Genomic DNA, 19,510 nt, shown 5'->3' on the forward strand with positions numbered 1-19,510 from the left:
CGGCCCGTCCAGTATGGCGACCTATCTGCCGACTTTGTATGGCGCAGGGCGCGAGCCGGGGCCGAGCCGTGACATGGCGCGCACAATGTGTTTGGGCGGGAGTTGCCAGCGCAGACGTGCGGGAATACAGCGCAGCAAGGTGCCCGTGACACGCAGGCGCCGAGTCACGGCGGCGGGCGGCGGGGCCGCTCTGCCGTACAACTCGTGGGCGTACGGCGGCAGAGAGGCGTACGCCAGATGCGCCACGCGCCGCCACAGCAGTGCGCGCGCCGGGACGAGCACCGGGTGGGTCGGCGGCCGCACCAGGAAGTCGTCCACCTCCCGCGCCTCGGGCCCCGCAGCCAGCTCCGGCAGCACCTTCTCGAAGTAGGCCGCCAACTCGGCCTGATTCGCCGGTACGTCGGCGGCATCGATCCCCACCAGCCCTGCGCTGACCCGGTTTTCGGCGATGTAACGGTCGGCCAGCTCGTCCGTGAGACGGAACCCCGAGCGCCGCAGGACGTGCAGATAGGAATCGATCTCGGCGCAGTGCACCCACAGGAGCAGCTCGGGTTCGTCGATCCGGTATCGCTCACCCGTGTCCGGGTCCGTGGCCTTGAGCATCGTGTGGATCTTCCGCACCCGCGCGCCCGCCTTCTCGGCGGCTTCGCTGGTGCCGTACGTCGTCGTCCCCACGAAGTTCGCGGTCCGCATCAACCGGCCCCAGGCGTCGCGCCGGAAGTCCGAGTTCTGCATGACGCCGCGGACCGTGCGGGGGTGCAGGGCCTGGAGGTAGAGCGCACGGATCCCGGCGACCCACATCATGGGGTCGCCGTGCATCTGCCAGGTCACCGAGGACGGACCGAAGAGCCCCGGGTCACCCGCCTGAAAGGGCTTCACACCAGCAGGCTAACGCCGGACCCGCGGCATCCCCAGACCGATCCACGAGATGATTTCGCGCTGGATCTCGTTGTTTCCGCCGCCGAATGTGAAGATCACCGCCGATCGGTAGCCGCGCTCCAGTTCGCCGTGGAGGACCGCGCCGGCGGAACCCTCCTTGAGGACGCCGGGTGCGGCGACGACTTCCATCAGCCAGGCGTAGGCGTCGCGGCGTGCCTCGGAGCCGTACACCTTGACGGCGGAGGCGTCCTGCGGGGTGAGGGTGCCTTCCTGGACGGCGTTCACCATCTGCCAGTTGAGGAGTTTCATGGCGTCGAGCTTGGTGTGGGTCTGGGCGAGGCGGCGGCGCACCCACGGGAGGTCGATGACGCGACGGCCGTCGGCGAGTTTGGTCTCCATGGCCCAGCGCTGGACGTCGTGCAGGGCGCGGATCGCCATGGTGCCGTGGGCGGCGAGCGTGACGCGTTCGTGGTTGAGCTGGTTGGTGATCAGCCGCCAGCCCTTGTTCTCTTCGCCGACCCGGCGCGAGACGGGGACGCGGATGTTCTCGTAGTAGCTCGCGGTGGTGTCGTGCGAGGCGAGCGTGTTGATGATCGTGCACGAGTAGCCGGGGTCGGAGGTCGGCACCAGGAGCATGGTGATGCCCTTGTGCGGCGGGGCGTCCGGGTCGGTGCGGACGGCGAGCCACACCCAGTCCGCGGTGTCGCCGTTCGTCGTCCAGATCTTCTGCCCGTTCACGACGTAGTCGTCGCCGTCGCGTACGGCCTTGGTCTTGAGCGCGGCCAGGTCCGTGCCCGCGTCGGGCTCGCTGTAGCCGATCGCGAAGTCGATCTCGCCGGACAGGATCTTCGGCAGGAAGTACGCCTTCTGCTCCTCCGTGCCGAACTGCATGATCGTCGGGCCGACGGTGTTGAGCGCCATCAGCGGCAGCGGCACCCCCGCCTGGGCCGCCTCGTCGAAGAAGATGAACTGCTCCATGGGGCTCAGCCCGCGCCCGCCGTACTCCTTGGGCCAGCCCACGCCGAGCCAGCCGTCGCCGCCGAGCCGGCGGATGGTCTCGCGGTAGAAGCGCTTCTGCGCGGCCGGGTCCGCGTATCGGGCGTAGGCATTGTCCGGCACCAACCGCGCGAAGTAGTCGCGTAGTTCGGTGCGCAACCGCTGCTGCTCCGGCGTGTATTCGAGATGCACGGCGCCTCCTGGCTCCCCAAGGCCGACCTGACGGCGCACACCGTAGAACGTGTTTCAGAAATTGGGAATGGCGATGACGCGGCCGCTCAGCCGCGGAAACTGCCGGAGGCGTCGGCCGGGCGGCCGTACTCGCGGACGCGGCCGAACTCGGCCCGGGTCGTAGATCTCGGGCCGCTTGGGAAGGGTGCGGCGTGCGGCCTTCGGAGGCACTCTTCCGTCAGCCTGGAGGGCTGCCGCGCGAACCGCTGCCGTGGCGGAGCCCGGAGGCGTACGCGCTTCGACGGTACGCGTGTCGGGACGCCGGAGTCGGCCGACGGCGATGTGCCGCCGACCGCCCCGGAGTTCAGGGCCGGGCGGGGCGCTGGAACCATCGGGCCGGGCGGCCGGTCTCGCAGCCGCGTCGGCCTGCGACCGCACTACAGCCGCCGTCGGCGCACGCGTCCTGGCGCCTCAGCTCAGAATGGCGAGGAAATCCGTGCACGCCTGGGCGCATTCACGGCAGGCCTTCGCTCCGTCCTCCGCGCCGACGTGCCCGTCGAAGGCCTGTGCGCACTCCAGGCAGACCGTGCGGCACCACTCCACCTGCGCGCGGATGCCGTTCTCGTCCTGGTGGAGTTGTTCGGACAGTACGAGGCAGGTCGCGTCGCACACTTCCGCGCACATGACGCCCTTGCGGCGCAGGAGTCCCTGTTCCCGCGGCCCGTCCGGGTCCAGGACGCTCGCGCGCAGCGCGCACGCCCGCGCGCACTCGGTGCAGGCCTGGGCGCAGGCGAAGCGGTCCTCCAGGAACCGGATGGGCTCCCGCTCGGATTGCCGAGACTGCCGGGTTGGCTGAGATTGCCGTGATGTCGTCGATGTCACAACGCGCGGGTAGCCGGAGGGAATCGCGTCAAACCCGCAGCGCCACGGGAGTGTTGCCTACGCGCCGGACGCCTCCGCCGCCTCCCGCGAGATCCGCTCGAACTGCGCCCCCATCGCCTCGGAGAGCGCCTGGGCGGCCGACAGCGGACGGACCATGACCATGAGGTCGTCGATTCTGCCGTCCTCGTCGAAGTGCAGGAAGTCGCAGCCGTTGATCTCCTTGTCGCCCACCTTCGCCTCGAAGAGCAGCGCATGGTCCCGGCCGTCGGCACCCGCGATTTCGCGGACGTACCGGAAGTCGGTGAAGACGCGGGAGACGCCGCGCAGGATGGCCGCGGTGATCGCCTTGCCCGGGTATGGCTTGAAGGCGACGGGGCTGGTGAACACTACGTCGTCGGCCAACATGTCCTCGATCGCGGCGAAGTCTCCTGCCTCCACGGCCTTGCGGAAGGAATGCATCAAGCCCACCCTTATAGTCAACTAATTGATTAGGTGCGGATCAGATTAGTCGCGGGGGTGTCCGACGTCTAGCCTTGCGGCATGGCATTGCGCAACGCGGTCCTGGCCGCGCTTCTGGAGGGCGAGGCGTCGGGGTACGACCTGGCCAAGGGGTTCGACGCGTCGGTGGCCAACTTCTGGATGGCGACCCCCCAGCAGCTGTACCGGGAGCTGGACCGGATGGAGTCCGAGGGTCTCATCGAGGCCCGGCTCGTCCAGCAGGAACGGCGGCCGAACAAGCGCGTGTTCTCCCTGACCGAGGCGGGCCGCGGCGCCCTGCGCGCGTTCACGGCCGAGCCGTCGAAACCCACGGCCATCCGCGATGAGTTGATGGTCAAGGTCTATGCCGTCGACGACGGCGACGACGAGGCCGTACGGGCGGCGATCGCCGAGCGACTGGAGTGGGCCCGCGGCAAGCTGGCCCACTACGACCGGATCCGTGCCCGGCTCCTCGACGGGCGCACCGAGGACGAGTACCTGGCCGGTGTCGAGCGCGTCGGCCCGTACCTCACGCTGATGGCCGGACGCGCCTGCGAGCGGGAGAACATCCGTTGGGCCGAGCAGGCCCTGCGGATCCTGGAGCGGCGCGCCTCCGTACCTCGGTAGTTCCGCTTCCTCGGCACTCCTTGGGCATCGCTCCCCTATTCCCGGGGAGCCATTGGAAGTCCTATACCTGCAAACGGCTTCCCTATTGGTCACCTATGTCCGACCCGCATACGGTCGAGGACATCGCCGCCCTGACGATGTGAGCGCAGAGCGTCAGGGCGTACGACGGCGTACGTCCGTTCACGACGGCGTACGGCCAAGACCCCTCCCCCAGGTCCGTCAGGGCCCGCACCCTCGGAGAAGCACACCATGTCGAAGATCCTTTTCGTGATGACCGGCGTCGACTACTGGACGCTCGCCGACGGCACCCGGCACCCGACCGGGTTCTGGGCCGAGGAGGCCGTCGCCCCGTACGAGGCCTTCAGGGCCGCGGGCCACGAGGTCGTCGTCGCCACCCCGGGCGGCGTCGTGCCGACCGTGGACAAGGGCAGCCTGGCGCCCGAGGTGAACGGAGGCCAGGAAGGCGCCGACCGGATCGCGAACGCCCTCGCCTCGATCGTCGAGCTCCAGCAGCCGATCAAGCTGGAGGAGGTGGACCTGGACGACTACGCGGCGGTCTTCTACCCCGGCGGCCACGGCCCCATGGAGGACCTCGCGGTCAACGCCGACTCCGGCCGGCTCCTCACCCTCGCGCTCGACTCGGGCAAGCCGCTCGGCGTGGTGTGCCACGCTCCGGCCGCGCTGCTCGCCGCCACCCGTGAGGCCGGCGGCAACGCCTTCGCGGGCTACCGGGTCTCCGCCTTCACCAACGCCGAGGAGACCCAGGCGGGTCTCGCCGACAAGGCCAAGTGGCTGCTCCAGGACCGCCTGGTCGAGGCGGGCGTCGACTTCCAGGAGGGCGAGCCGTGGGCCCCCAAGGTGGTCGTCGACCGCAACCTCGTCACGGGCCAGAACCCGTCCTCCTCCGCCCCGCTCGCGGCCGAGCTGCTGAAGAAGCTGGGCTGACCCTCATGGCCACCGACCGGCTCGACGAGGTCCTCGACGCCGCCTACGACTGCCTGACCCGGTACGGCGTACGGCGCACGACGATGGACGACATCGCCTCCACCATGGGCGTGTCCCGGTCAGCGGTCTACCAGTACGTCCGCAGCAAGGACGACGCCTTCCGCCGCCTCGCCGGACGCCTGCACGAGCAGGCGCTCGGCCGGGCCCGGCAGGCGGCCGCCGAGGACGCCCCGCCCGCCGAGCGTGTGCGGGGCGTTCTCGCCGCCAAGCTCGACCTGGTGGTGCAGCTGGCCGGGGACTCCCCGCACACCGCCGAACTCCTCGACGAGAAGGCCCGGTTGTTCGGCGACATCTGCCACGCCTTCACCGGCGACCTGCGCCGCCTCCTGATCGCCCTCTTCGCCGAGGTGGACTCCCCGGCCGGTGTCGAGCCCGCCGAGGCCGCCGACATCTGCCTCGCCCTGGTCGTCGGCCTGGAGTCGGCGCCCGACGGCAGGCGTCTGCTCGCGCCGGCGACGGACGCGCTGCTGACCGGACTGCTGGGCACTTCGGTCCAGCTCGGTCCAGCTCGGTCCAGGTGAGGCATCAGTTGCGCTGCGGGGCCGTCAGGGGCACCGCCGATCAGTTCGGTGCCACCGGCGTTCCGGCACCCGCCCCGGCCCGACCGCGCGGTGGTGCCGTCGAGCCGCGGACTTCGAGGACCGGGGCGGTGAGGACGACCTCGCCGGCGCGCGCGGGGTCGGCGATCCGGTCGAGCAGGTGCTGGGCGGCGCGGCGCCCGACGTCGTGGCTGGCGTTGTCCACGCTGGTGAGCCACAGGTGCCGCAGACGTGAGAGGTATGTGTTGTCGTAGCCGACGAGGGAGAGGTCGCGCGGCACCCTGAGGCCGAGCTCCTCGGCGGCCGAGAGGGCGCCGACACAGGCGATGTCGTTGAACGCGAAGACGGCGGTGGGCCGTTCAGGGGTGCTGAGCAGCCGGACCGTGGCCCGGTAGCCGCCCTCCTCGGTCAGGTCGCCCTGCTCCACGATCGCCGCCTCGGCCAGCCCGTGCTCGCGCATGACCGCCTCGAAGCTGCGGCGGCGCAGCTCACCGACCATGCCCTGCCCGGCGATGTGGGCGATGCGCCGGTGGCCGAGGCCGACGAGGTGCTCGGTGGCCAGGCGGGCGCCGTGCTCGTCGTCGCCCGCGACGATGTCCACGCCGGGCAGCACGGGCTCCCGGGCGCCCGCGACGACGGTGGGGATCTGCCCGGCCGCCGTACGCAGCGCTTGGGAGACCGGCAGCGTGCCGACGGCGATCAGACCGTCGACCCCCAGGTCCATGAAGGTACGGGTGAGGTCTTCGCCGAGGCGCCGGTTGAGGTGGCCGTCGGCGAGCAACATGCGCAGACCGGAGTCGTGCAGCCGGGAGTTCAGGCCGTCGAGCAGCTCCACGAACCAGGGGTTGCGCATGTCGCTGAGGAGCACCCCGACCGTGCGGGTGCGCCGCTCGCTGAGGCTGCGCGCGGCGGCGTTGGGCCGGTAGCCGAGCTCTTCGACGGCGGCAAGGACGGCCTGCCGCTTCTCGTCACGGACCTGGGCGGAGCCGCGCAGCACGAGGGAGACCAGCGACTTCGACACTCCGGCCCGTTCGGCGACGTCGCGAATAGTCGGTGCTCTCATGGTCTGGACCGTTCCATAGAGCGGTCGAGCTTGTCAAAGGGCTTGACACTACTCACAACGGCACTCAGTGTGAGCCTGGAAATTGTTGGACCGGTCCAAAGAGGGGCAGTCATGGTGCGTACGCTCGGCGTTGCCGTCGTGGGGTTCGGCTGGATGGGACGGGTGCACACCCAGGCGTACGCCCGCGTGCCGCACCATTTCCCGCAACTGTCCCTGCGGCCCGAACTGATCGCCGTCGCCGACGAGGTGCCCGGCCGCGCCGAGGAGGCAGCGGCCCAGTACGGCTTCGCCACCGCGGCCCGCAACTGGCGTGAGATCGCCGCCGACCCCCGGGTCCAGGCGGTGAGCATCGCCGCGCCGAACTTCCTGCACCGCGAGATCGGGACCGCCATGGCCGGGGCGGGCAAACACATCTGGATCGAGAAGCCGGTGGGCCTGACCGCCGAGGACGCCCGCGCGGTGTCGGACGCGGTGGCCAAGGCCGGGGTCCAGGGCACGGTCGGCTTCAACTACCGGGGCGCGCCCGCGGTCGCCGCCGCCCGCGAACTGATCGCCTCAGGCGAGCTCGGCACCGTCACCCATGTCCGCATCCGGTTGTTCAGCGACTACGCGGCACATCCGGAGGGCGCGCTGACCTGGCGCTACGAGCGCGAGCGGGGCGGCAGCGGGGTCCTGGGCGACCTGGCCTCGCACGGCGTCGATCTGGCGCGCTTCCTGCTCGGCGAGATCGAGGCGCTGACCGCGGACACCGCGATCTTCCTGCCCGAGCGGGCCCGCCCGACGGGCTCGACCGCCGGCCACACGCGTGCGGCGGGCGGTGAGCTGGGCCCGGTGGAGAACGAGGACTACGTCAACTGCCTGCTGCGCTTCGCCTCCGGCGCGCGGGGCGTGCTGGAGGCCTGCCGGGTCTCCGTCGGCGAGCAGAACAACTACGGCTTCGAGGTGCACGGCACGAAGGGCGCGGTGTTCTGGGACTTCCGGCGAATGGGCGAACTGGGCGTCAGCCGGGGTACGTCGTACCAGGACCAGCCCGTCAGTACGCTGTACGTCGGCCCCGCGCACGGCGAGTACGCCGCCTTCCAGCCGGGCTCGGCGAACAGCATGGGCTACGACGACCTCAAGGTCATCGAGGCGCACCATTTCCTGCGGTCCATCGCTGACAACACCCCGTACGGCGCGACGCTGGTCGACGCGGTGCACAGCGCGGCCGCGCTGGATGCGATGTCACGCTCGGCCGAGCGGGGAACGTGGGTGTCACCGGCATGAGCGAGGCGTGCGCACAGGCGTAACGGCCCCGGGCGGAAAATCCGCGTCGCGCGGCCGAGGACTCCGTCACAATGTCGCGATGATCGGCAATCGGATCACCTACCGCATGGCGGACGGCATACGCGTACCCGGAACCTGGCGGCACGCCTTCATCCGCAACGGCGACTACTTCCTGACCGACTTGTTCATCTACGCGGACGGACTCATCAACTGCTGGGGCCTGGTCACCCTCGAGGAGTTCGAGGACAAGCTGCGCAGCGGCTGGGTCGCCACCGAACTCCCCGACGGCGCCAGGGCGTCCGGCCACGAGTTGGCCGCCTGGAAGTTCAGCGAGCCGCGCACCTGGCACACCCCTGAGCTGCTGCTCGCCGAGGTGCGCGACACCATCGACCGGCTCAACGGCCGCCCGGATTCGACGGATCGGTGCCTGGCCGCCGTTGACGTGTTCCTCGCCGACCGGACCGAGGAGAAGCGGGCCGCGGCCCGCGCCGCCTATCTCGCCATCCCCGAAACGCAGCGCCACTACGCGCTCGGCGACATGGACCGCAAGGACGGGCCGCTTCAGGTCCTGGTGGCCGGACCCGGCGGGCGGGCGGAGGCCTGGCCGGACGAAGCGGTCACGCAGGAGGAGTACGAGGAGGCGGTCGCCTACTTCGAGGACCGGGCGAAGTGGATCGCCGAACGGCCCTCGCGTGTCCCGGCGGACGGACCCGCGACTCCGGTCGCCCCGGCGATCCACCTCTACGAGAGCTATCCACTGAAGCCGTCCGACGATCCGGGCAAGAAGGCCCTGCGCAACGGCTACCCGGCACCCATCGAGGTGGACGGCGTCACCTACCCTTCCGTCGCATACGCGTACTGGGCCCTCTCGGCCGCCGACCCCGACGCCCGGGTCGCGATCACCGGAGCGGAGAGCGCGTACGCCGCCCAGCAGCTCGCCGCCGGCGCCCGCCGACGCGACGGCTGGGAGCAGGCCCGTACGGCTGTACTGACCGGCCTGCTACGGGCCAAGTACACCCAGCACCCGGCCCTGGCCGAGATTCTCCTGGCCACGGACGACGCGACACTCGTCTACGACCACGTCGACTCCGACTTCTGGGGCGACAACGGCGGCCGCGGCCGGAACTGGACCGGTCGCCTCCTCGAACTCGTCCGTTCCGAACTGCACGCCGAGCACGCAGGGATCCGGGTGTGCCGTTGACCGACATCAGCTCGTGCGGCGGTATGGAAGGCCACGGCTGTTGAGGTCGAGCCGGGTTCCGGGGGTCGCCACCAAGAGTTCGCTCCTGCTCGTTGCGATCCTGAACCGCGCGATGGCCCCATGCGGCGCCCGACTTTCTGTTATCGGCCGCGTTCCGCGACGTCTCCTGTGCGTAGGCATCCCCAGGCGTCGAGTGTTAAGGAACCAAGTCAGTGACAGCACAGATCACTCGCCGGAACATGCTGAAGATCGCCAGTGCGGCCGCCGGAGCCGGCGCGGCCGTCGCGGCGAGCCCGGCGTCGGCGGCGGGCGGTGTCTTCGCACATCCCGGGATGCTGCACACCCGGGCCGACCTGGCCCGTATGGCGTCCAAGGTGAAGGCGGGCGCACAGCCCTACACGGCAGGCTTCGCCAAGTTGACGGCCAACCGGCATGCGCAGAGCACCTGGACGGCCAACCCCCAGGCGACCGTCTACCGCGGCTCGGGCACGCCCGAGAACTACGTGACGCTCTACAACGACATCCACGCCGCCTACCAGAACGCCCTGCGCTGGCACGTCACCGGTGAGACCGCGCACGCCGACGCCGCCCGCGACATCCTCAACGCCTGGTCGGCCAAGCTGACCAAACTCGAGGGAAGCGCGGACCGGTTCCTCGCCTCGGGCCTCTACGGCTACCAGTTCGCCAACGCCGCCGAGCTCATCCGCGGCCACGACGGCTTCGAACTCGCCCGCTTCCAGAAGATGATGCTCAACGTCTTCCACCCGCTGAGCGAGGACTTCCTCGCGAACCACAACGGTGCCTACATCACCAACTACTGGGCCAACTGGGACCTGACGAACATCGCCTCCGTCCTCGCCATCGGCATCCTGTGCGACGACCGCGGCAAAGTCGACCGCGCCGTCCAGTACTTCAAGCACGGTGAAGGGATGGGCTCCATCAAGAACGCCATCCCGGTCGTGTACTCGGGCGGCCTCGCCGAGTGGGCCGAGGCCGGCCGCGACCAGGGCCACGCCCTGCTGGGCGTCGGGCTGATGGGCACCATCTGCGAGATGGCCTGGAACCAGGGCATCGACCTGTACGGCTACGACGACAGCCGCTTCCTCAAGGGCGCCCAGTACGTGGCCAAGTGGAGCATGGGCGGAGACGTGCCCTACACCTCGTACACCCGGAAGAAGGGGGCGCCCGGTGTCTGGTCGGGCACGGAGACCGCGTCCGCGGCGGCGGCCGTCGACCCGGCCATGGCCCGGCCGATCTGGGCCATGATCGCCAACCACTACACCAAGCGCCGGGGACTGGACGCGCAGTACCTCACGCGGATCGCGGCCCGCTTCGCGCCCGAGGGCGGCGGCGGGGACTATGGCCCCAACAGCGGCGGCTACGACCAACTGGGCTTCGGCACCTTGGCGTTCACTCGCGCCCGGGCCACCGCGGCCGAGACGAAAGCGTCGCCGACGCCTTCCACCACCGGGTCCGGCGCGCCGGGCTCCGGCAGTGCGTCCGCCACCCCCTCCAGCGCGAGCCCTCAAGGCGGGAGGAGCGGCGACCTGGCCGCCACCGGATCCTCCGACCTGCCCGCCTGGACCGCCGCCACCGGCGTCGCCGCTCTCGCGGGCGGCCTGCTCCTGCTGCGTCGGCGCGGACAGGCGCGTCGCGACTCCGGGCAGTAGGAGGAAGCCCGGGGCCGGCTCCCGCCGGCGGCGGGGTCGGGAGTCGGAAGGCCGCCTGGGAGGTCAGACGCCCGCCGCGGCCGCCTGCAGATTCTCGGCCGCCAGGCGCAGGCCCTCGAACTGGTCGAGTTCCTGGTCCTCGTGCTCGATGTTGACGGCCATGTCCGCGTCGACGGCCTTCAGGGCCCTCAGGAACTCGGTCCAGAAGGGGACGTCGTGGCCGCGGCCGACGGCGACGAAGTCCCAGGAGGCGTTCTTGGGCCAGCGGCTGAGGGTGTAGCGGCCGCCGAGCGAGAGGCCGCCCGGCTCGTCGGCCGCGACCCGCTCGTGCCGGTGGTCGAGGACGCCGTTGATCTTGGCCTCCTCGTTGATACGGGTGTCCTTGGCGGCCGCGTTGTAGACCAGGCTGCCGAGCCGTCGTACCGCGGCGACCGGGTCGATGCCCTGCCAGAACAAGTGGCTGGGGTCCATCTCCGCGCCGACGTGGGTGGCGTTGATCTCGGTGGCGAGGCGCTCCATCGTGCCCACGTTGTAGACCAGGTTGTGCGGGTGCATCTCGATGCAGACCTTCACATCGGCAGCCGCCGCCCGCGCCTGGATGTCCTTCCAGTACGGGATCGCCACCTCGTCCCACTGGTAGTCGAGGGCGTCGAGGTAGGCGCTGTCCCAGGGCAGGACCGACCAGGACGGGAGCCGGCCGCCGGGGTCGGAGGCGGGCAGCCCGGACATCGTGACGACGCGCTTGACGCCGAGCAGAGCGGCCAGTTCGATCGCGTCCCGCACGTCCTGGGCGTGCTTGTCACGCACCTCGGGGTCGGGGTGCAGCGGATTGCCGTTGCAGTTCAGCGCGGTGAGGGTGATCCCGGCCTCGGCGAACTGGGCGAGGTACGCGTCGCGCGCGTCCTTGCCGGCGCGGATCTCGGCGATGGGCAGGTGCGGCGCGGCCAGAAAGCCGCCGGAGTTGATCTCCGCGCTGTCCAGGCCGAGTTCACGCAGGATCCGCAGGGTCTCGGCGAGGGGCTTGTCGTGCAGGACGGCGGTGTAGGCACCGAGTTTCATGTCACGTTCCTTTGCGGGGAAGGGCGTTGGAGTTCAGGAGTTACTGGACGGCGACGGTCTTGCCGCCGGCGTGCGCGGAGGCCGTGATCGCGTCGATCACGCTCAGGTTGTGCAGCCCTTCGGCGAACGTGGCGCAGCGCGGCAGCCGGTCCAGGCCCGCGATCTGCTCCAGGAAGGACCGCGCCTGCCAGACGAAGAACTCGTGCTGGCCGTGGCCCACGCTGGGGAAGTCCATCGGCAGCCCCCCGGAGATGTACGGGTGGTCGGGGCCGATGACGACCCGGCGGTAGCCGTTGACGGGGTCGGGCACGCAGGCGTCGGCGATGGTGAACTCCGCCGGGCGGGACAGGTCGAAGACTGCGGCTCCGCCCTCGGAGAAGACCTCGAAGCCAAGGGAGTTCGCGAGACCGAAGGCCACTCGGGAGACGGAGAAGGTGCCGACCGCGCCGGACCGGAAGGTCGCGGTGAACGTCGCGATGTCCTCGTTCTCGACCGCTTCCCGCCGCTCACCGACCTGTACGTCGGCCGAGTGCCCGACGGCGGCGCCCAGCGGGACGGGGCGGTCCTTCACCTGGGCCGACAGGACGGCGCCCTGCACGCTCTCGACCGGGCCGCAGAAGTATTCGCCGAGGTCGACGAGGTGGCTGCCGATGTCGGAGAGCGCCCCGGAGCCGAGGCCGCCCTTGTAGCGCCAGCTGATGGGGGCGTCCGGGTTGTGCCCGTAGTCGCACCAGTAGTGCCCGTTGAAGTGCTGCACCCGGCCGAGCGAGCCCTCCGTCACCTGGCGGCGAATCGCGTTGATCGACGGGGAGCGGCGGAAGGAGAAGCCGGTCGCCGCCACCAGTTCGGGGGCGGCGGCGGCCGCGTCCACCATGGTCCGGGCGTCGGCCACGGAGGGGGCGAGCGGCTTCTCGCACAGTACGTGCTTGCCCGCGGCCAGCAGGCCTTCGGCGATTTCGCGGTGCAGATGGTTGGCCACCACGACGCTGACGGCGTCGATGTCGGGCGCCTCGGCGATCGCCCGCCAGTCGGTCTCGGCGCGCTCGAAGCCGTAGCGTCGGGCGGCGTCCTGGGCGAAGGGCTCGTAGGCGTCGGCGACGGCGACCAGGCGCACCTCCGGCAGCCCCGCGCCGTACAGCGTGGAGGCCTGCCGGTAGCCGTTGAGGTGGGCTCGGCCGGCCATGCCGGCGCCGATGACGGCCACCCCGATCGACTTCTTTCTCATCGCGATTCCTCTCCCGACGCGTCGACCGCGCCACGGCTTGAGAGTTGAGGACTGCTGAGTCCGGAATATGTCCGAGCAACAGGACTTTTTAAAGCGCTTTAAATCACTGGTACTCTGAGCCCGGTCGCGTCGGCCTGTCAAGGGTGTGACGTCGAGGAAGTCGAAGAAGGCGAGGCAAGAGCAGGTGGACGTATCAGGACCGCGCCCGCGTCTCGAGGACGTGGCGGCCCGGGCGGCTCTGTCGACGGCGACGGTGTCGCTGGTCCTGCGCGGCGCGCCGGGCCCGAGCGACCGCACGCGCAAACGGGTCCTACAGGCGGCTGCCGACCTGGGATACCGCCCGGACCGCAACGCGAGTCTCCTCGCCCGTCGGCGCAGCCGGCTGCTCGGCGTCATGATCGACGTACACAGCGCGTTCCACGCCGAGCTCGTCGAGGACCTGTACGCCGCGGCCGAGGAGATCGGCTACGACCTCGTACTCAGCACGGTGACCCGCACGCGCGACGAGCACAAGTCCGTGGAGACCCTCCTCGACTTCCGGTGCGAGGCGCTCATCCTGCTGGGCCCCGAGGCCCCCGCGGCACGGCTGACGGCTCTTGGCTCCAAACTGCCCGTGGTCGTCGTCGGACGCCGTATCAGCGCACAGGACCTGGACGTCGTCCGCACGGCCGACGAGGACGGGGTGGGGCAGGTCGTCGACCATCTGGTCGGTCTGGGGCACCGCGACATCGCCTTCGTCGACGGCGGGAAGGGCGTGATCGCCACCGATCGCCGCCGCGGGTACCGCAATGCCATGCGCCGCCATCGGCTTGCCAGCCAACTCCGCGTCGTCGCCGGCGATTTCACCGAGCAGGCGGGCGAGCGGGCGGCCCGGCGGTTCCTCGACGAGGGTTCGCTGCCCACCGCCGTGGTGGCGTCCAACGACCGGTGCGCGATCGGGCTCCTCTCCGCGCTGGGCCGCGCGGGAGTCGATGTGCCGGGAACCGTGTCCGTGGTCGGCTACGACGACGACGCGCTGTCCCGACTGGCCTGCTTCGACCTCACCACCGTGAGCCAGAACGCCGAGGATCAGGCCCGGCACGCCGTGAGAGCCGCTGTCGAGCGCCTCGACGAGGGCCGCACCACTGCGCGCGAGATCGTCCTCGCCCCGCGGCTGGTCGTCAGGGGCACGACGACCGCGGTCGGCCGGCACGTCGGCGGGACGCCTGCAGGGACGTACGAGACGCCATGACCGTACGACCGCACGCGCGGTGTCAGGCGCGGACGAGCAGCTGGAACTCGAAGGCGTACCGCGAGGCGCGGTAGATGTGGGTGCCGTACTCGATCGCGCGGCCGGTGTCGTCGTAGGCCGTGCGCCGCATGGTGAGCAGGGCGGCGCCCGCGGGTTCGTGCAGCCGCTCGGCCTCCCCCGGCGTAGCGGAGCGGGCCCCGACGGACTGGCGGGCACTGTGCAGGGTGATGCCGGCGGCGCGCATCATGCGGTACAGGCCGGTCGACTCCAGCCGGGCGGTGTCGACGTCCAGCAGTCCTTCCGGGATGTAGTTGCACAGGGCCGCGACGGGCTGCCCGTGGGTGAGGCGCAGTCGGTCCACGCGGTGCACGCCGCTGCCCTCGGCGATGCCCAGGGCGGCCGAGACCTCCGGGGAGGCCGGTTCGACCTCGTTGTGCAGCACCTGGGTCGTGGGGCACTGTCCGGCGGTCTCCAGGTCGTCGTAGAGGCTGCTCAGTTCCAGTGGGCGTTTGACCTGGCTGTGCACCACCTGGGTGCCCACGCCGCGGCGGCGGACCAGGAGCCCCTTGTCGACCAGGGTCTGGATGGCCTGGCGGACGGTGGGGCGGGACAGGCCGAGCCGTCCAGCGAGCTCGACCTCGTTGCCCAGCAGGCTCCCGGGGCTCAGCACGTCGCGCTGGATCGCGGACTCCAACTGCTGCGCGAGCTGGTAGTAGAGCGGGACGGGGCTGCTCCGGTCGAGCGCGAAGTCGATGCCCGCGAGCGTGCCGGCGGCGCTCGCTCGTGTGGATCCGGCGGTCCGGTGAGTGGAAACCCTTGCCATCGCATCGTCCTGACGTTCGGTCCTGAAGGCGGCCGGTGCACAAGGCCGCGGGCCCCTACCCGCACCGGCCGCCGCTTGAGGTCACAAACGGCTCAGGAATGGCTGGGGAAACCGAGGTTGATGCCTCCGTCGGCCGGGTCGGGCCAGCGGGTGGTGATCACCTTGCCCTGGGTGTAGAAGGCGATGCCGTCGCTGCCGTAGATGTGCAGGTCGCCGAAGAGGGAGTCCTTCCAGCCGCCGAAGGAGTGGTAGCCGACGGGCACCGGGATCGGCACGTTGATGCCGACCATGCCCGCCTGGACCTCCAGTTGGAAGCGGCGGGCGGCACCGCCGTCCCGGGTGAAGATCGCGGTGCCGTTGCCCCAGCGGGAGCCGTTGATGAGCTTGATGGCGTCGTCGTACGTGTCGGCGCGCACCACGCACAGCACCGGACCGAAGATCTCGTCCTTGTACGCGTCCGCCGTCACCGGCACCTTGTCGAGCAGCGATACGCCGAGGAAGAAGCCGTCCTCGTGGCCCTCGACCGAGTAGCCGGTGCCGTCCACCACGACCTCGGCACCCTGGGCCGCCGCGCTCGCCACGTACGAGGCCACCTTGTCGCGGTGCTCGCGGGTGATGAGCGGACCCATCTCGGAGGCGGGGTCGTTGCCCGGGCCGATCTTCAGCCCCTTCGCCCGCTCGGCGATCTTGCCGACCAGTTCGTCGCCGGTGTCGCCGACCGCGACCACGACCGAGACCGCCATGCACCGCTCGCCCGCCGAGCCGTACGCGGCGTTGATCGCCTGGTCGGCGGCGAAGTCCAGGTCCGCGTCGGGCAGGACGAGCATGTGGTTCTTGGCGCCGCCCAGGGCCTGCACCCGCTTGTCGTGCTCGACGCCCTTGAGCTGGATGTACTTGGCGATGGGCGTGGAGCCGACGAAGGAGACCGCGACGACGTCCGGGTGCTCCAGGAGGCGGTCCACGGCGACCTTGTCACCCTGCACGACGTTCAGGACACCGTCCGGCAGCCCGGCTTCGGAGGCCAGCTCCGCGAGCCTGAAGGACGCCGACGGGTCCTTCTCGCTCGGCTTGAGCACGAAGGTGTTGCCGCAGGCGATGGCGAGCGGGAACATCCACATCGGCACCATGGCGGGGAAGTTGAACGGCGTGATGCCGGCGACGACGCCCAGCGGCTGGCGGATCGAGGCGACGTCGACCCGGGTCGAGACCTGGGTGGACAGCTCGCCCTTGAGCTTCTCGGAGATGCCGCAGGCCAGCTCGACGATCTCCATGCCGCGGGCGACCTCACCGAGCGCGTCGGAGTGGACCTTGCCGTGCTCGGCGGTGATCAGCTCGGCGATCTCGTCGCGGTGCGCGTCCAGCAGTTCGCGGTACTTGAACAGGATCGCCGTGCGCTTGGCGAGCGACGCGTTCCCCCAGCTCTCGAACGCGGCCTTCGCGGTGGCGACGGCGGCGTCCACCTCGTCGACGGAGGCGAAGCCGACCTGCTTGTCCTGGGCACCGGTGGCCGGGTTGTAGACGGGGCCGAATCGTCCGGAGGCGGACTCGACGGGCTTGCCGCCGATCCAGTGGGTGATGGTCTTCATGGTGCGGGCCTTTCGTGAGCGGGGAGAGTCAGAGGTGGCGTCGGCGGCCGGCGGCATGGCCGTCGTACCGTTCGCGGGCGGTCAACGCGGCGTCGCGCGTGGCCACTTCGGCGACCGGTACGTCCCACCACGCCTCGGCGGGCGGGGCGGTGGGTGTCGGGTCGGTCTCGACGTACACGCACGTCGGCCGGTCCGAGGCGCGCGCCGCAGCCAGCGCGTCGCGCAGTTCCCGCACGGTCTTGGCGCGGATGACGTCCATGCCGAGGCTGGCGGCGTTGGCGGCGAGGTCCACCGGCAGCGGGGCCCCGGAGAAGGTGCCGTCGGCGGCGCGGTAGCGGTAGGCGGTGCCGAAGCGCTCGCCGCCGGTCTCCTCGGAGAGGCCGCCGATGGAGGCGTAGCCGTGGTTCTGGATCAGCACCAGGTTGACGGGCAGGCCCTCCTGCACGGCGGTGACGATCTCGGTGGGCATCATCAGGTAGGTGCCGTCGCCGACCAGCGACCAGACCGGCGTGCCGGGGGCGGCCTGCTGGACGCCGATGCCGGCCGGGATCTCGTAGCCCATGCACGAGTAGCCGTACTCCAGGTGGTACTGGCGCGGGCTGCGGGCTCGCCAGAGTTTGTGCAGGTCGCCGGGGAGCGAGCCGGCCGCATTGATGACCACGTCGTCGTCGCCGACGACGGCGTCGAGGGCGCCGACGACCTGGGTCTGGGTGGGCACCGCCGAGTCCTCGGCCCGGTAGGCCGCCTCGACCACGTCGTCCCAGCGCTCCTTGCCGGACCGGTACTCGGCCTCGTACGCCTCGTCCACGCGGTGGCCGGACAGCCCCTCTGCGAGCGCCTCCAGACCCGTCCGCGCGTCGGCGACCAGCGTGCGGGCGGCGAGCTTGTGGGCGTCGAAGGCGGTGATGTTGAGGTTGACGAACCGGACTCCGGGCTTCTGGAACAGCGTGTTGGACGCGGTGGTGAAGTCCGTGTAGCGGGTGCCGACTCCGATGATCAGGTCGGCGATGCGGGCGATGTCGTCGCAGACGGCGGTGCCGGTGTGACCGATGCCGCCGAGGTCGGCCGGGTGGTCGTACCGCAGCGAGCCCTTGCCCGCCTGCGTGGAGGCGACCGGGATGCCGGTGGCGTCGACCAGGGCCTTCAGCGCGCCCTCGGCCTCACTGTGGTGGACTCCCCCGCCGGCGACGATCAGCGGGCGCTCGGCGGCGCGGATCGCCCGTACGGCTTCGGCGAGTTCGACCCGGTCGGGAGCGGGACGGCGTACGTGCCAGACGCGGTCGGCGAAGAACTCCTCGGGCCAGTCGTACGCCTCCGCCTGCACGTCCTGCGGCATGGCGAGGGTGACGGCGCCGGTCTCGGCCGGGTCGGTCAGCACCCGCATCGCGTTCAGCGCGGACGGGATCAGCATCTCGGGGCGGGTGATGCGGTCGAAGTAGCGGGAGACCGGGCGCAGCGTGTCGTTGACGGAGACGTCGGCCTCGACGGGGTGTTCCAGCTGCTGGAGCAGCGGGTCGGCGGGGCGGGTCGCGAAGTAGTCGCCCGGCAGGAGCAGCACGGGCAGGCGGTTGACCGTGGCGAGGGCCGCGCCGGTGACGAGGTTGGTGGCGCCGGGGCCGATGGACGTGGTGACTGCCTGTGCCGAGAGGCGGTTGAGCTGGCGGGCGTAGCCGACCGCCGCGTGCACCATGGACTGCTCGTTGCGGCCCTGGTGAAAGGGCATGGTGTCCTCGCCGGCCTCCAGCAGCGCCTGGCCGATGCCCGCCACGTTGCCGTGGCCGAAGATGCCCCAGGTGCCGGCGATCAGCCGGTGCCGTACGCCGTCGCGCTCGCTGTACTGCGCGGACAGGAAGCGCACGAGTGCCTGGGCGACGGTCAGGCGGCGGGTGGGGGTGCTCATCAGGACTTCTCCGGTGCCGTGTAGAGGGGGAGGCGGGGGTCGACCGGCCGCTCGGGCCAGGTGTCGCGGATCCACGCGTGGTCGGGGTGGTCGCAGATCAGCCAGGCTCGGTCGGCGCCGGGCCCCGCCATGACGTTGAGGTAGTACATGTCGTGTCCTGGCACGGCCATGGACGGTCCGTGCCAGCCGTCCGGGATGAGGACGACGTCGCCGTCGCGCACCTCGGCCAGCACGTCGGTGTTGGTGCCGTGGCCCGAGGGCGAGACCCGCTGGTAGCCGAGGCCGGGCGTGCCCTCGTGGGCGGCGAACTCGAAGTAGTAGATCTCCTCCAGCTCCGACTCCTCACCGGGCCGGTGCTCGTCGTGCTTGTGCGGCGGGAAGGAGGACCAGTTGCCGCCGGGCGTGATCACCTCGACGGCGATCAGCTTGTCGCACTCGAACACCCCCGCGGCGCCAAAGTTGTTGACCTGGCGTGAGCAGTTGCCGGTGCCGCGCAGCTCGACCGGGACGGAGGAGGCGGGCCCGTAGCGGGCCGGCAGCCGGCGGGTGCAGCGGGCGCCGGTCAGCGCGAACCGCCCGCCGTCGCGCGAGGCGATCGAGACCTGGGCGTCCCGGGGGACGTACGCGAAGTCGCTCACCCCGCTGAAGACGTTCTCGCGCCCGGCGAGGCGGAAGGTGTCGCCGCCGACGGCGACGGTGCAGCCGCCCGACAGCGGGAGCACGATCCACTCACTGCCGCCGGTGTCGAAAGCGTGCCAGCCGCCGGGCGGCAGTTCGAGGACACGCAGGCTGGAATAGCCCCAGTCGGCGGACTCGGGGGTGACGTCGACGGTGTAGGCATCGGCGGCGGCCTTGCCCGCGGGAAGGTGGTGCGCGGTGGTCATCGGGGTGGCTCCTCTACGGGATTCAG

General features: G+C 70.8%; 18 protein-coding genes. 7 read left to right on the top strand and 11 right to left on the bottom strand.

Going from position 1 to position 19,510, the window contains the following annotated elements; genetic code table 11:
* Nucleotides 1-21: 21 nt before the first annotated feature.
* The 4 genes from AB5J53_RS03095 to AB5J53_RS03110 all read right to left on the bottom strand — a co-directional run bounded on the left by AB5J53_RS03095 (nt 22) and on the right by AB5J53_RS03110 (nt 3,387).
* Nucleotides 22-819: an oxygenase MpaB family protein gene (locus tag AB5J53_RS03095; protein WP_369252026.1), complete on the bottom strand. Its 798-nt coding sequence runs from the start codon at nt 817-819 to the stop codon at nt 22-24.
* Nucleotides 820-888: 69 nt separating this feature from the next.
* Nucleotides 889-2,067, bottom strand: coding sequence for an acyl-CoA dehydrogenase family protein (locus AB5J53_RS03100; protein WP_369244118.1), 1,179 nt, complete (start codon nt 2,065-2,067; stop codon nt 889-891).
* A 450-nt stretch (nt 2,068-2,517) separates the two neighbouring features.
* Nucleotides 2,518-2,862 (bottom strand): ferredoxin, encoded by a 345-nt coding sequence (locus AB5J53_RS03105; RefSeq protein WP_369252028.1) that lies wholly within the window; start codon nt 2,860-2,862, stop codon nt 2,518-2,520.
* Between the two features lie 123 nt (nt 2,863-2,985).
* On the bottom strand, nt 2,986-3,387 hold the full coding sequence (locus AB5J53_RS03110) for a nuclear transport factor 2 family protein (protein WP_369244119.1): 402 nt from the start codon (nt 3,385-3,387) through the stop codon (nt 2,986-2,988).
* 81 nt (nt 3,388-3,468) lie between these two features.
* On the opposite strand from AB5J53_RS03110, the gene AB5J53_RS03115 reads away from it, so the two are divergent.
* The 3 genes from AB5J53_RS03115 to AB5J53_RS03125 all read left to right on the top strand — a co-directional run bounded on the left by AB5J53_RS03115 (nt 3,469) and on the right by AB5J53_RS03125 (nt 5,558).
* Nucleotides 3,469-4,032 (top strand): PadR family transcriptional regulator, encoded by a 564-nt coding sequence (locus AB5J53_RS03115; RefSeq protein ID WP_369244120.1) that lies wholly within the window; start codon nt 3,469-3,471, stop codon nt 4,030-4,032.
* A 249-nt stretch (nt 4,033-4,281) separates the two neighbouring features.
* Nucleotides 4,282-4,977 carry a type 1 glutamine amidotransferase domain-containing protein gene (locus tag AB5J53_RS03120; protein ID WP_369244121.1) on the top strand — a complete coding sequence of 232 codons (696 nt, stop codon included), beginning with the start codon at nt 4,282-4,284 and terminating at the stop codon, nt 4,975-4,977.
* Nucleotides 4,978-4,982: 5 nt separating this feature from the next.
* Nucleotides 4,983-5,558: a TetR/AcrR family transcriptional regulator gene (locus AB5J53_RS03125; protein ID WP_369244122.1), complete on the top strand. Its 576-nt coding sequence runs from the start codon at nt 4,983-4,985 to the stop codon at nt 5,556-5,558.
* 40 nt (nt 5,559-5,598) lie between these two features.
* On the opposite strand, the gene AB5J53_RS03130 is transcribed toward AB5J53_RS03125, so the two are convergent.
* The gene (locus tag AB5J53_RS03130; protein WP_369244123.1) at nt 5,599-6,639 is read right to left on the bottom strand and encodes a LacI family DNA-binding transcriptional regulator; all 1,041 of its coding nucleotides are present in this window, start codon (nt 6,637-6,639) and stop codon (nt 5,599-5,601) included.
* Nucleotides 6,640-6,750: 111 nt separating this feature from the next.
* Here AB5J53_RS03130 and AB5J53_RS03135 point away from each other — a divergent pair, with 111 nt between their 5' ends.
* From AB5J53_RS03135 to AB5J53_RS03145, 3 genes are all read left to right on the top strand, one after another.
* Nucleotides 6,751-7,905, top strand: a complete 1,155-nt coding sequence (locus AB5J53_RS03135) for a Gfo/Idh/MocA family protein (RefSeq protein ID WP_369244124.1) — start codon at nt 6,751-6,753, stop codon at nt 7,903-7,905.
* 79 nt (nt 7,906-7,984) lie between these two features.
* Nucleotides 7,985-9,106, top strand: coding sequence for an NADAR family protein (locus AB5J53_RS03140; protein ID WP_369244125.1), 1,122 nt, complete (start codon nt 7,985-7,987; stop codon nt 9,104-9,106).
* Between the two features lie 239 nt (nt 9,107-9,345).
* Complete coding sequence (locus AB5J53_RS03145; RefSeq protein ID WP_369252030.1) at nt 9,346-10,776, top strand: alginate lyase family protein; 1,431 nt, start codon at nt 9,346-9,348, stop codon at nt 10,774-10,776.
* Between the two features lie 63 nt (nt 10,777-10,839).
* Here AB5J53_RS03145 and AB5J53_RS03150 read toward each other — a convergent pair whose 3' ends face one another.
* Nucleotides 10,840-11,835: a sugar phosphate isomerase/epimerase family protein gene (locus AB5J53_RS03150; protein ID WP_369244126.1), complete on the bottom strand. Its 996-nt coding sequence runs from the start codon at nt 11,833-11,835 to the stop codon at nt 10,840-10,842.
* 40 nt (nt 11,836-11,875) lie between these two features.
* Nucleotides 11,876-13,060 carry a Gfo/Idh/MocA family protein gene (locus AB5J53_RS03155; protein WP_369244127.1) on the bottom strand — a complete coding sequence of 395 codons (1,185 nt, stop codon included), beginning with the start codon at nt 13,058-13,060 and terminating at the stop codon, nt 11,876-11,878.
* A 184-nt stretch (nt 13,061-13,244) separates the two neighbouring features.
* Here AB5J53_RS03155 and AB5J53_RS03160 point away from each other — a divergent pair, with 184 nt between their 5' ends.
* Entirely contained in the window at nt 13,245-14,291 is a 1,047-nt protein-coding gene (locus AB5J53_RS03160) for a LacI family DNA-binding transcriptional regulator (protein ID WP_369244128.1), read from the top strand.
* A 22-nt stretch (nt 14,292-14,313) separates the two neighbouring features.
* Here the strand turns inward: AB5J53_RS03160 and AB5J53_RS03165 are convergent, their stop codons facing one another.
* The 4 genes from AB5J53_RS03165 to iolB form a co-directional block, all read right to left on the bottom strand.
* Complete coding sequence (locus AB5J53_RS03165; RefSeq protein WP_369244129.1) at nt 14,314-15,114, bottom strand: GntR family transcriptional regulator; 801 nt, start codon at nt 15,112-15,114, stop codon at nt 14,314-14,316.
* Nucleotides 15,115-15,206: 92 nt separating this feature from the next.
* Nucleotides 15,207-16,700 carry a CoA-acylating methylmalonate-semialdehyde dehydrogenase gene (locus AB5J53_RS03170; protein ID WP_369244130.1) on the bottom strand — a complete coding sequence of 498 codons (1,494 nt, stop codon included), beginning with the start codon at nt 16,698-16,700 and terminating at the stop codon, nt 15,207-15,209.
* Nucleotides 16,701-16,728: 28 nt separating this feature from the next.
* The gene (gene iolD, locus AB5J53_RS03175) at nt 16,729-18,600 is read right to left on the bottom strand and encodes a 3D-(3,5/4)-trihydroxycyclohexane-1,2-dione acylhydrolase (decyclizing) (protein WP_369244131.1); all 1,872 of its coding nucleotides are present in this window, start codon (nt 18,598-18,600) and stop codon (nt 16,729-16,731) included.
* Entirely contained in the window at nt 18,600-19,484 is an 885-nt protein-coding gene (gene iolB, locus AB5J53_RS03180; RefSeq protein WP_369244132.1) for a 5-deoxy-glucuronate isomerase, read from the bottom strand. Before iolB ends, iolD begins: the two co-directional genes overlap by 1 nt.
* Nucleotides 19,485-19,510: the final 26 nt, after the last annotated feature.

The organism is Streptomyces sp. R41, from assembly GCF_041053055.1.
GTDB lineage: Bacteria > Actinomycetota > Actinomycetes > Streptomycetales > Streptomycetaceae > Streptomyces.